Consider the following 12918-nt stretch of genomic DNA (forward strand, 5'->3'; position numbering starts at 1 on the left):
AAACCCATTTACCTAGACCCTACATTAAAAACAGGACAAAGCTCAAATTATTTAGAATTTAAAGCTTGGCAAGATTTATATCTAAAAGAGCCAGTTAAAGGCTCTATTGCCCCTTGGACAAAAGCAGAAAAAGCTTATTATGAATCTTTAAAAACAAAAAGAGAGAGATATAAATATCTAGTCATTAGAAGTGGATTAAGAAGTTCTGTAATAGATATACCCTATGATGCTTATGCAGGAGTAGATGACAATGGAAAACTCATCAATAAAGAATATGCCTATCTCTATGAAGAAGTAGAAGCAAATAGAGGATTAGCACATTTGGGTGATGGAGATTTGTTTATGGGTGAATGGGAATTAGCAGCAGGAATCTTAGGAGATATTAAAGGATTTCAAAAGGCTTTACAACTCTCTAGCACAGGATTTAAGGCAAGAGCTTCTGCTGTTCGTTTTTTACTCTTACAATTAGGTTATAAAGAAGTCTTGTTCGGCAAGAATCCCATTGAAAGTTATTTGGCAGAGGCTCATGAGTCTTTTAGAGGTTTATCAGTTGGTATGCACATCAATGCCTTAAGAGCCTTGCAAATCAAAGAATTTTCTAAGAATCCTCCTTATGATGAATATGGAATGCTTCCCTTTTTAGATGAACTCATAGGAGTGGATTGGGTGATTGATTTAACGGAGTATCAATTTGCAGATGATGCTTTAGGCAATGCAATGTGGGGACTTTATCAAGATGTTAAACAAGGCAAACTCAAAGACCCTAGAGATAAAGATTCCACAAAGGAAGGTAGATTGGAATTTAATGACGCAATGTTTGCGTATCGTAGAGGTTCTCGAGCAGGTTATAATACGGATATTCCAAATGATTGGAGTGAAGAATCCGCCAAACGATATATGAGGCACCTAATTCTAGATGCTAAGTTAGCCGCACTTACTCCCCCTCAAGGTTACCCCAATGCTCCTCGTTATTATGTGCCAGAACATTTAGAATTTCTCTATAAAAAAAGACATAGGCTAGACAAAAAACTAAACCCCACTATCCCAGCAATGTATAGAGAAAACTTCCCAGAGTGGCTAAGAAAAGAAATAGAGGATTATGCAAGGAAGCATAATATCAAAAAATAAGGATAAATCAAACATTTAAAAGGATATAACTATGCAAACAAACAACCAAACAAAAACTTTGAATCTTTTTTCTCTACAAAGACGACAAGCCTTAATTGCTTTTAGAGATTTAGGCATAATGTGTATAGCAGGGATAGTTGGTATTAAAGGCATAAGAGAATCTACAAACATAGAATCTCTAAATACATCATCTATTCTACAATCTTATCAAGATTTAGATTCTTTGTATTCTTATGCTTCTACTTCTAATATTCCTAAAGAATTGCTTTCTTTACCACTAGAATCTTTCTCTATTCCTCATGAGTATGCTTATATTTTAGAAAATAAACATAGCATAAATCAAAAAGAGAATCTAAGCTTTATAATCCCCTTAATCTCAAATCAATATTTAGAGGATACTCATTATTATTTAAATATGCCAATGAAGCATAAAAATTCTCCTTTTCTTAGCTTTCATTACCAAAGCCTACAATCTCTAGTTAAAGATTTAGAATCTCGTAATTATTTCATCAAAATATTTGATAGGGATTTTATAAACTTTTTTAAACAAAGCTTTATTGATTTTTATAGCAATATCAAGGTATCAACAAGACTAGATACATTGTATAAGGAATACAAGGATAAAGAAAGTAGAAATCCCCACAATAAAGACAATTATATAAAAGCACCAATTTCAGCCATAGATGCCTATCATACTGCGATGAATTATCTTGATGATGTTTATATGGGTTGTTTCAATACCAATTTAAAAGATAATACCTTAAATTTACAAAAACACAGAGAATTTTTAAGAGCTTTAAATGTGATAGGGGAGAATAATATTAAGGCTTTGTATGTGGGGGTGAATAATAAGGAGTCTCCAAACAATACACCGCCAACACCCATTGTGGGAGTAACCAATAATAAAGATAGTGATAAAAAAGATACTACTACCCAAGAAAAAAGACCTAAACTTGTAGGGAGATTAGCCACTACAATTATTATGAAAGATGGATTACATATAGGATAAAATTAAAATAAAGGAGATTAAAATGAGTGAAACATATATAATATATGCTGCCAATGGAGTAGGGGTCGAAGTCAATAAGGAAACCAATGAAATATATTTTTCCAAAGGAACAAAAGAGGCGGGAAAATATAATAAAAAGCATAGTGATATTTATTTTAAAACACACAAAGCAAGAGAAACCTCCCCCTACATAAACTATAAACCCATTTACCTAGACCCTACATTAAAAACAGGACAAAGCTCAAATTATTTAGAATTTAAAGCTTGGCAAGATTTATATCTAAAAGAGCCAGTTAAAGGCTCTATTGCCCCTTGGACAAAAGCAGAAAAAGCTTATTATGAATCTTTAAAAACAAAAAGAGAGAGATATAAATATCTAGTCATTAGAAGTGGATTAAGAAGTTCTGTGATAGATATACCCTATGATGCTTATGCAGGAGTAGATGAGAATGGAAAACTCATTAATGAAGATTATGCCTATCTCTATGAAGAAGTAGAAGCAAATAGAGGATTGGCACATTTAGGTGATGGATATTTGTTTATGGGTGAATGGGAATTAGCAGCTGGAATACTAGGAGATATTAATGGATTTAAAAGTGCTTTACAACTCTCTAGCACAGGATTTAAAGCAAGGGCTTCTGCTGTTCGTTTTTTGCTCTTGCAATTAGGTTATAAAGAAGTATTGTTTGGTAAGAATCCAATTGAAAGTTATTTAGCAGAAGCTCACGAGTCTTTTAGAGGTTTATCAGTTGGTATGCATGTCAATGCTTTAAGAGCCTTGCAAATCAAAGAATTTTCTAAGAATCCTCCTTATGATAAATATAGAATGCTTCCCTTTTTAGATGAACTTATAGGAGTGGATTGGGTGATTGATTTGAATGTAATGTATGGGTATTCAGTAGATGAGAATGGATTTACCTTAGACAAAATAAAAGAGGAAATAGATAGGGGTAAGCTCTTAGACCCTAGAGACCCTAAAGCCACAGAGCAAACGAGAATAGAATTTAAAGAGAGAATGAAAAAGGTAACCTTTTGGAGATATGATGTAGATTTATCAAATGAAAGAACACAACAATCAGTAGATTTATATATAAACACAATGCTTTTAGAAGCTAAAGTAATGTCTATCACTCCTCCTCAAGGTTACCCTAATGCTCCAACTTACTATATTCCTGAATATTTAGAGGAATTATATAAAGAACATAAGCTAGACAAAAAACTAAAACCTACTATCCCAGCAATGTATAGAGAAAACTTCCCAGAGTGGCTAAGAAAAGAAATAGAGGATTATAAAAAATAAACCTACAAGAATGGGAAATATATCATCAATATGCGATGGACTATATAGCTTCTCATTTAGCTCACACATTTTCATTGACCCTCACACTTATCGGCATTGATAAAGGATACACTTCTATATCTTTGAAGCTAGAAGTAAGGATTCTAAAATCACAGCCTAGATTAATAATTTTGGTTGTTGTAGTCTTGATTAAACATTGTGTTTTCGTTTGGTTGTTTGATGTTATCTGCAGTATCTACCAAAGATATATAAAAGATATATATTTATGAGCTATTTCCCTCGCCAATGCAAAAGAACTCTTATCCATAATAAACTCCATAGTCTCATAATTCCATACACCTACAAATTGATTCGCATCTTCGGGCTTTTCAATGATAAAATCAAATCCATCATCAACATAAGCTTTAATTTCTAAGATTTGAATCTCTATGCTATTATTTTTGCCTTGAGTGATTTTAAAGAGGCTAGGGATATGATAGAGGTTTTGAAAACGCATAGGAAATCCTAAATTAACTAAGATATACTAGACAAAAACCACTAACTGACAACATTACACCAAATAAGAATATCCCTGCAAAGAAACTTTTTTTCTTGTTGATTTTTATATGCTTTATATCCTAAAAACCTAAATAACACCACACGAAGAAAAGTAATAACACATTAATGTTGCTAAAAAAGGTAATATAAAAAATCGTCATTACTGCTAATACAGATGATATACAATTACAAGAAACATTTAAACAAGCCATTATAGATAATGGTATATGGCGTGGTATATCAAAAAAAGTAGCAGAGTAAAAAGCTATAGAAGTGTTTTGTATTACATAATTAAATATTTAAATAATTTATTTAATTATGTTTTGTATGGTTTATTTATATTTTATATATCCATCTAACTTTCTAATTTATTTAAATAAAATATTTTGTTTTGTATATAATTTTATACTTACTATATTTCTTTAGATCTTAAAAGAATTATTTTGTTTTTAAACCCTATCTTAATTATTTAATGTTTTATATTTATTAAAACATATAACTTTTATAACTTTGTAATTTATTTTATTTCTACATACATACTTACTTAACATCTTTTTATAAAGAAACATTAATTTTAACACCACAAATAAAAATTTAAACTACTGCTTTACCCTGCCATTTACAACTTTTCCATCTATAAGCATTGCATAACCCTCTAAGCCATTCATCAGAACAAAATCCAATCCAAATACCAATTATTCCAAGATCAAACTTAAAACACAAAATATATCCAACAGGTAAACTAACTCCTAACATAAAAACTATACCAGCTAAAAATGGAAACTTTGCATCACCTGTTGCACGAAGAGAATTTACCATTACTATATTAAAAGTTCTTCCAACCTCTAAAATTATAGATAGACTAAAAAGTGGCAACATAATTTTTCTTAAAGGCTCTTCTAGTCCTAATTTATCCATTATAAATCCTTTTCCCATAAAAAATACTATCACAACTATAAATGTAGCTATAATACTAACCCATAACACCATCCAAGTGTGCTTATAGGCTATTTTTAAATAATTTGCACCGACCAATTTGCCAATTATAATTTCATTTGCAATACTAAATGCTTGACCTGTTAGCATAATAAGCATTGAGATTTGAAAATATATTGTCTGAACACTTGCATTTTCTTCACCTAAAGAATAAACGAATGATAGTGCAATAGTATATTGGATAATCCAAATTAGGTTTTCCCCAGCACTAAAAGAGCCTATTTTTAGAATCTTTTGTAATACTTCTTTTTGAATTAAAAATAATTCTTTAAAATATATTCTAATTTTTAGTTTAAATAAAAGAGCAAATACAAGTATAAAAATAGCTCCAATCCTACCAATAATGGTAGAAAGCCCTACTCCCCATAACTCATAATTTGTATAATTTAATACATAATAATTACATAAAACAGAAATAATATTCATAACAAGAGAAGTTAAAGTTACAAAATATGCCATATTATAAACTCTAACTACTGATGCTAAAACTATTCCAATTGCATCAAAAAATAAGCAGATTCCAAGCATATTAAGATAAATATTTGCTTGTTCAAACTGACCTTTTGGGACATTTAGAAACTCTAACAAAAGATTTCCATTAGATAATATTAAAACACCACAAAACAATCCTAAAATAGAATTTAAAAACAAACTTTGATGCATTGCCTTTGATGCAAGAGTAATATTTTTTGCCCCTACTGCTTGAGCTATCACTACGCTACAACCAACACTTAAAAAACTAAAGATTGTAATAAATAAATCTAATATCTGATTTCCAGCCCCCATAGAGCCAACAAGATAGCTAGAATGCTTTGATACCATATATGTATTTATCATTAATGATAGATACCTTAAAAACATTTCAATAAAAATTGGCAAAGCTAATGCCTTTAAAGAAAGTCTTTTTGACAATAAATATCCTTATAAGTTAGAGATTGGAGAAAAATAGTTTTTTGTAATTTCAAAATTATAACAAAATGCCTAATAAAAAATAATAAATATATTTTTTAAGTTTATTTATATATAAAAATCATTATATTTTTATATATATTTCGAAAATAACAAAAAGAATAAGGTAAAAAAGATGAAAAAATTAATTCTAGTAATATTTATATTATTTACGAGTGTAAATGCAGAAGAAATAATGATACTTGCAGCTGCAAGTCTTAAGTATGTGTTAGAGGATATTAAAATAGAATTTTTAAAAGATAAAAAAGATACGATAAATATAAGCTATATTGCTTCAGGAAAAGCCTATAATCAAATTGTAAATGGTGCTCCAGCTCATCTATTTATAGCAGCAGATACTAGTTATCCACAAAAGTTATATGATAATAAACAAACATTTGATAAACCAGTAAATTATATAAAAGGTAAATTAGTTTTATTTAGTAAAAATAAAAATCTAAATATTAATTCTTTAGATATTCTAAAAGATGACAAAATAAAGCATATAGCACTACCTAATCCAAAACTAGCACCTTATGGAGTAGCTGCTAAAGAAGCAATGGAGGCAAGTAATATATATGATAGTGTAAAAACAAAAATAGTTTTAGGAGAAAGCATAGGGCAAGCAACGCAATATGTAACAACAGGTTCAAGTGATATTGGCTTTAGTGCTTTATCAATGGTAATTAAAGATAATAATGTAAATTATTTAGAAGTAGATTCTAAGACTTATAGCCCAATACTTCAAGCAATGGTAATAACAAATTATGGTAAAGATTCTAAACTAGCAAAAGAATTTAAAGATTTTATTCTAAGTCCAAAATCTCAAGAAATATTTAAAACTTACGGATATGATAAACCATAAAATGAATACTATTCAAGCAAAAATTATAAGTATTAAAAGAAATAAAGATATTGCTTTAATAAAACTAGAAGTTTTAGATTCTAATAATATCTTTAGTGCTCTAATTTTAGATTTTAACACTAAAGATACAAGTTTTATTAATAATGAAATATACAATGTCGTTTTTAAAGAAAGTGAAGTTATGCTATGTCATAAAGATTATGCGTTAATTAGTGCAAGAAATAAATTTAACTCTATTGTTATAAAAATAGAAGAAGATGATATATTTGCCAGAATATATTTTAAATTTGAAAAATATACAATAACTTCTTTAATCACAAAAGAAGCAAAAGATTCTTTAAATGTTAAAATAAATGAGGAATTTGGGTGGTTTGTAAAATCAAATGAAGTAATGTTAAGCAAGCTCTAAATGTCAAATATGCTAGAGAAATAAGGCTATAAAATGAATATTGAATTTATACAAACTATGATTTTAACCTTTAAGGTTGCTTTTATTTCAACATTAGTTCTACTTCCATTTGGTATATTGCTTGGATATATTCTAGCATATAATAAAAAAGCATATATTCTCATTTTGGAAGTTTTAGTTTGGATGCCATTAATATTACCTCCATCTGTACTTGGATTCTACCTTTTAATTACATTTTCACCAAGCAATTTTATAGGAAAATATTTATTAGAAAATTTTAATTTAAAGCTTGTATTTAGCTTTGATGGTATTATATTAGCAAGTATTATTTTTTCACTACCTTTTATGGTAAATCCTATTAAAGATGGTTTCATAAACCTACCTAAATCACTAAAAGAAGCAAGTTATGTATTAGGAAAAGGTAAAATATATACATTAATTTTTGTCCTTTTGCCAAATATGAAATCAAATATTTTATTAGGAGTAATTACTAGCTTTGTTCATACAATAGGAGAATTTGGGGTTATTATGATGATAGGAGGAAATATACCAGGACAAACTAAACTTGCAAGTATTGCAATATATGAAGAAGTAGATACACAAAATATAGGACTAGCACATCAATATTCAATAAGCTTATTTTTGATTACCTTTGTATTGTTATTAGTTATATTTTACATAAATAAAAAGTTTATAAATTATGATAAAACTAATAATTAAAAAACACCTAAATGGCTCTAATGGAAAAATTTTATTTGATATTAATACAACAATAAAAGATAATTCATTTGTTAGCATTTTTGGCAAAAGTGGTGCTGGAAAAACAACATTACTTAGAATCTTAAGTGGATTAGATTCTCCTAAAGAAGGAGAAATAATTGTTGATAATGAAGTTTGGTTTAGCTCTAAAAATAATATAAATATTCCTCCTCAAAAAAGAAAAATTGGATTTGTTTTTCAAGACTATGCATTATTTCCTCATCTAAATGTATATAAAAATCTCTATTTTGGATTAAAAAATAAAAATGAAAAATACAGAATTGATGAAATTTTAGAATTAATGGAATTAACATTTTTAAAAACTAAATATCCAAATGAACTTAGTGGTGGACAAAAACAAAGAGTAGCCCTAGCTAGAGCTTTGGTGTGTGAAAATAAAATTCTTTTGCTTGATGAACCTTTAAGTGCGCTAGATAATGAAATGAGAAGCATCTTACAAGAAGAAATACTAAAACTGCATAGGCACTTTAAACTAACTACTATTTTAGTAAGCCACGATATTGGAGAAATTTTTAAATTATCAAATAGGATTTTACATATCAAAAATGGAGTAATATTTAAAGATGGAGGAATTAATGAAGTATTTGGTAACAAAGAAATTAGTGCAAAATTTAATTTTAATGCAAAAATACTAGATATTAAACAAGAAGGGGTAATATTTCTTGTAAAAATACTAATAAATAATAATATAACAACAATTACCGCTGATAAAGAGATTCTAAATTATAAAATTGGTGATGAGATTCTAGTTGCCTCAAAAGCATTTAATCCTATGATTTTTAAACTAAAATAAATTTGGCTAAAATTTTACTTTAATATTTAAGGAGTTATTAATGTTTAAAAGAATCATTAAAAAGATTTACAATATGATTGTTTTTATATTTTTAAAGCCTCTATATAAGCCAATTTTTAAAGAAATTAATAATAACAAAATTGATAAAAGCCTATCATTTGGAATAGAACTACTATTAAGAAAAGAATTTATGAATGACTACAACCTATTAAGTCCAAGCAAAAGCATAGAGCTAATCAAAACCAAAAAATCTTTCATTAGGCTAGGAGATGGTGATTTACCAATTCTAGGAGGTAAAAATGGAGGAATGCATAGATTTAGCGAAAAACTAAGGAATTCTCTGCTTTATGCACTAGATAAGGCAAATAAGTTAAATATCCCAATAGGAATTAACCCTGTTTTAGTAGAAAAATATACAGATAACCTCAATCCAAATTTATTTTATGCTTGTGAAAACCTAAATACTTACGATAGTCTAAGATATTTATCAAAAGAAAGTATTTATTTTGATGGTTTAATCTTACGTTACTCTCCACTAGATTTATACTTAAAAAATTGCTTATATATGAGGGGGTAGATATAAAAGATAATAAATTAGATAATTTAAAGCCCTATTTAACAGAACAAGCAGATAAAAATCCAAGATTCTGCATTGAAAATTCATTTGGCATAGAACTTTTTAATCAATACAAACAAATATTAATAAATCCTATAAAAGAACTTTGGAAAAATAAAATTGTAATAGTAATTGAAGGTTTTAATAGCTATTTTGGTGTATATAATGATTTATTTGATAATGTAAAATCTTGTTTAAGATTAAATAAAAATCCAAGTTATGATGCTTTTAAAAATATAGATAAAATACTATCAAATGCTTTAAATATAGCAAAAAACTATAATAAAGATGAAATATGCTTTGTTGTTAGCTTAGGTGCAAGTGCAAAAATACTTTGTATATATTTAATAGAATATGGATATACAGCCTATGACATAGGGAATTGCTCTATTTCATATGATTGCATTATACATGCTAAAAATCGATGCTTAATTGATAGATTAAATACAAAACAAAATTATATTTTATTTCAATAAATTATTTTATGTTACTTTTAGTTTATTTTAATAAATATAATTTATACACTCTTATCATTCTTAAAACTTAAATTTTTCCCTAGTATAGCTTTAAAGGTTAATTAATTGTAAAATGAACTTTAAGTTTATTTATTTTAAAATGTGAAATATTTTAAAATTTTAGGATATAAAATGACACATTCTACATTTGCACACCCATATTTTGGTGCTTTTGCATTATTTGTTTTAACTTTTGGGGCATTTGGGATAACATTATTTTTACAAAGAATAATCAGTAATAAAATAGCTTCTAAAAGTAGAGAGAAATTAAAAGTTAGCCAATATGAATGTGGTGTTATAACAAATAAACAACAAAATAAAATATCATCTAGGTATTATTTAATGGCTTTATTGTTTATTTTATTTGATGTTGAAATTATTTTTATGTTTCCTTGGGCTGTTAGCTTTAAGACATTAGGAATATTTGGTTTTATTGAAATGATATTATTTATATTTTTATTAGCAATAGGTTTTATTTATGCATGGAGAAAAGAGGCATTCTCTTGGGGGAGTATGAAATGAATTACACTAATTCTATTCCAGTAAAATTAACAAGACTTGACAAAATATTAAATTGGGCAACTAGCAACTCATTATGGCCTATGACTTATGGGCTTGCTTGCTGTGCTATTGAAATGATGGCATCTGGTGGTTCAAGATATGATTTTGATAGATTTGGAACAATTTTTAGGGCATCTCCTAGACAAAGTGATGTTATGATTGTAGCAGGAACTGTTACTAAAAAACATGCCGAATTTGTTAGAAGGCTATATGATCAAATGCCAGAACCAAAATGGGTTATTTCTATGGGTAGCTGTGCCAATACAGGGGGTATGTTTAATACTTATTCTACAGTTCAAGGTGTAGATAGAATAATTCCTGTTGATATTTATTTACCCGGTTGTGCTCCCCGCCCTGAAACTTTGCAATATGCAGTAATGGTATTACAGCAAAAAATAAGATCTCAAAAAGCAATAAAATCTCATACAAAAAAAAGATTAATATAAGAGTAAAGAGTTATGAAAAATATCCAAAAAAAGGTCTATCATAAAAATAGATTCTACAAGACTAAGGAAACAAAAAAAGAAGAGGTAAAAGATTCTAAATTTGATGGAATTTTAAAGGTAGTAGAGGCTAGAATTAAAGTATTAAAATCGTATATTGAATTTAATAATCTAGTATTTTATATAGCAAAAGATGATATTATAGAATGTTTAATAACACTAAAAGAGTATGGATTTGATATATTGAGCGAAATGAGTGCTATTCACTTAGAGGATGATAGTTTTGAAATTTTTTATCAATTACTATCAATGGAAAGAAGATTTAGAGTTAGAGTAAAATCAAACACAAAAGATAATATAGATTCTATTTCTCATGTCTTTAGAAATGCAACTTGGTGTGAAAGAGAAGCTTATGATATGTTTGGAATAAAGTTTAATAATCACCCATATTTAAAACGTTTATTAATGCCCGATGATTGGAGTGGGCATCCATTAAGAAAAGACTATCCACTTCAAGGTGATGAAGATGCAAAATGGTATGAGATTGATAAAATATTTGGTGAAGAATATAGAATAAATGTTGGAGAAGAACAAAGAGATTCATTTTTTATAAATCAAGATGATACTTTTAACTTTGCACATATAGGCTATGAAGTTCCTAAAGGAGAGCCGCCAAAAGAAATAGAATCAAATATTTCATATCAAGAAAATAGTGGTATTTTTGTAATAACTAAATTTGACAAACAAAAACAACTAACAAAGAGGCGATAATGGGACAAATTTATACTAGACTAAAACCACAATTTGAAAATATCGCATTTGAACGCAATGATGATAAAATGATATTAAATTTTGGACCTCAACATCCATCAGCACACGGACAATTAAGATTGATTTTAGAACTTGATGGTGAAATGATAATTAAAGCCACACCAGATATTGGTTATCTTCATCGTGGTATGGAAAAGATGGCAGAAAATATGATTTATAATGAATTTATCCCAACTACCGATAGAATGGATTATATTAATGCCTCTTCCAATAACTATGCCTATGCTTTAAGTGTAGAAAAACTACTAAGTATTGAAGTGCCAAGAAGAGCTCAGATAATTCGTATGATGCTATTAGAATTAAATAGAATTATATCACATATTTTTTTTATATCTGTTCATGGAATGGATGTAGGGGCATTATCTATTATGTTATATGGCTTTAAAGAAAGAGAGTATGGACTTGACTTGATAGAGGATTATTGTGGAGCTAGACTAACACATTCAAGCATTAGAATAGGGGGTGTTCCACTCGATCTACCTGATAATTGGTGTGAAAATTTAGAAGCATTTTTAAATAGACTTCCAAAAGAAATTGGAAAAATTGAATCTCTGCTTTCTAAAAATAGAATTTGGAGAGCAAGATTAGAAAATGTTGGAGTAGTAAGTAAAGATTTAGCTAAAAAATGGGCTTTAAGCGGGGTTATGCTTAGAGCAAGTGGCTTTAAATGGGATATTAGAAAAGAAGAACCTTATGAGCTTTATGATGAAGTTGAATTTGACATTCCCTACTCAAATGATGGCGATAGCTATGCTAGATATTTATTATATATGGAAGAAATTAGACAATCAAGCAGAATCTTAAAACAGTTAATTAAAATGTATCCTTCTAGTCCAAAAGAGCTTATGGCAAATTCTCCAGAGTATATTTCAGCTCCAAAAGAACAAATAATGACTCAAAACTATTCTTTAATGCAACATTTTGTATTAGTTACTCAAGGTATGAGACCTCCAATAGGAGAATCTTATGCACCAACAGAATCGCCAAAAGGAGAGTTAGGATTTTTTGTTAAATCTGATGGAGAACCATATCCATATAGAGTTAAGATTAGAACGCCTAGTTTTCATCATTGTGGGTTATTACAAGATTTATTACCAGGGCATTATTTAGCAGATGTTGTTACTATTATTGGTTCTACTAATATAATTTTTGGTGAAATAGATAGATAAAATAGATGAAGCAGGAAT

At 28.3% G+C, this 12918-nt stretch carries 15 protein-coding genes; 13 read left to right on the forward strand and 2 right to left on the reverse strand.

The window, feature by feature from the left end; all coding sequences use genetic code 11:
• The 3 genes from CQA44_RS04605 to CQA44_RS04615 all read left to right on the forward strand — a co-directional run.
• Positions 1-1128: hypothetical protein (locus tag CQA44_RS04605; protein WP_115546117.1), on the forward strand; the 1128-nt coding region annotated here is incomplete at its 5' end.
• A gap of 31 nt (positions 1129-1159) precedes the next feature.
• Positions 1160-2137: a hypothetical protein gene (locus tag CQA44_RS04610; RefSeq protein WP_115546118.1), complete on the forward strand. Its 978-nt coding sequence runs from the start codon at positions 1160-1162 to the stop codon at positions 2135-2137.
• A 22-nt stretch (positions 2138-2159) separates the two neighbouring features.
• Positions 2160-3437: a hypothetical protein gene (locus CQA44_RS04615; protein ID WP_115546119.1), complete on the forward strand. Its 1278-nt coding sequence runs from the start codon at positions 2160-2162 to the stop codon at positions 3435-3437.
• 235 nt (positions 3438-3672) lie between these two features.
• Here CQA44_RS04615 and CQA44_RS13175 read toward each other — a convergent pair whose 3' ends face one another.
• Both CQA44_RS13175 and CQA44_RS04625 read right to left on the reverse strand, forming a co-directional pair.
• A complete protein-coding gene (locus tag CQA44_RS13175; RefSeq protein ID WP_258864901.1) occupies positions 3673-3933 on the reverse strand; it encodes a DUF6402 family protein in 261 nt (86 codons plus the stop codon).
• Between the two features lie 635 nt (positions 3934-4568).
• A complete protein-coding gene (locus tag CQA44_RS04625; RefSeq protein ID WP_258864902.1) occupies positions 4569-5882 on the reverse strand; it encodes an MATE family efflux transporter in 1314 nt (437 codons plus the stop codon).
• A gap of 172 nt (positions 5883-6054) precedes the next feature.
• On the opposite strand from CQA44_RS04625, the gene modA reads away from it, so the two are divergent.
• The 10 genes from modA (at position 6055) to nuoD (ending at position 12900) form a co-directional block, all read left to right on the forward strand.
• Positions 6055-6783 (forward strand): molybdate ABC transporter substrate-binding protein, encoded by a 729-nt coding sequence (gene modA / locus CQA44_RS04630; RefSeq protein WP_115546120.1) that lies wholly within the window; start codon positions 6055-6057, stop codon positions 6781-6783.
• Position 6784: 1 nt separating this feature from the next.
• A complete protein-coding gene (locus CQA44_RS04635; RefSeq protein WP_115546121.1) occupies positions 6785-7192 on the forward strand; it encodes a molybdopterin-binding protein in 408 nt (135 codons plus the stop codon).
• A 33-nt stretch (positions 7193-7225) separates the two neighbouring features.
• On the forward strand, positions 7226-7912 hold the full coding sequence (gene modB / locus CQA44_RS04640) for a molybdate ABC transporter permease subunit (protein ID WP_115546122.1): 687 nt from the start codon (positions 7226-7228) through the stop codon (positions 7910-7912).
• Complete coding sequence (locus CQA44_RS04645) at positions 7893-8765, forward strand: ABC transporter ATP-binding protein (RefSeq protein WP_115546123.1); 873 nt, start codon at positions 7893-7895, stop codon at positions 8763-8765. The genes modB and CQA44_RS04645 overlap by 20 nt, the downstream gene beginning before the upstream one ends.
• Before the next feature lie 40 nt (positions 8766-8805).
• A complete protein-coding gene (locus tag CQA44_RS04650) occupies positions 8806-9342 on the forward strand; it encodes a hypothetical protein (RefSeq protein ID WP_115546124.1) in 537 nt (178 codons plus the stop codon).
• Positions 9321-9857, forward strand: coding sequence for a GT-D fold domain-containing glycosyltransferase (locus CQA44_RS04655; protein WP_181881784.1), 537 nt, complete (start codon positions 9321-9323; stop codon positions 9855-9857). The genes CQA44_RS04650 and CQA44_RS04655 overlap by 22 nt, the downstream gene beginning before the upstream one ends.
• Positions 9858-10028: 171 nt before the next feature.
• Positions 10029-10418, forward strand: a complete 390-nt coding sequence (locus CQA44_RS04660) for an NAD(P)H-quinone oxidoreductase subunit 3 (RefSeq protein ID WP_115546126.1) — start codon at positions 10029-10031, stop codon at positions 10416-10418.
• Complete coding sequence (locus CQA44_RS04665) at positions 10400-10903, forward strand: NADH-quinone oxidoreductase subunit B family protein (protein WP_181881785.1); 504 nt, start codon at positions 10400-10402, stop codon at positions 10901-10903. The genes CQA44_RS04660 and CQA44_RS04665 overlap by 19 nt, the downstream gene beginning before the upstream one ends.
• A gap of 12 nt (positions 10904-10915) precedes the next feature.
• A complete protein-coding gene (locus CQA44_RS04670) occupies positions 10916-11671 on the forward strand; it encodes an NADH-quinone oxidoreductase subunit C (RefSeq protein ID WP_115546128.1) in 756 nt (251 codons plus the stop codon).
• A complete protein-coding gene (gene nuoD / locus CQA44_RS04675; protein ID WP_115546129.1) occupies positions 11671-12900 on the forward strand; it encodes an NADH dehydrogenase (quinone) subunit D in 1230 nt (409 codons plus the stop codon). Before CQA44_RS04670 ends, nuoD begins: the two co-directional genes overlap by 1 nt.
• The last annotated feature ends 18 nt before the right edge of the window (positions 12901-12918 follow it).

It is taken from the genome of Helicobacter sp. MIT 14-3879, assembly GCF_003364125.1.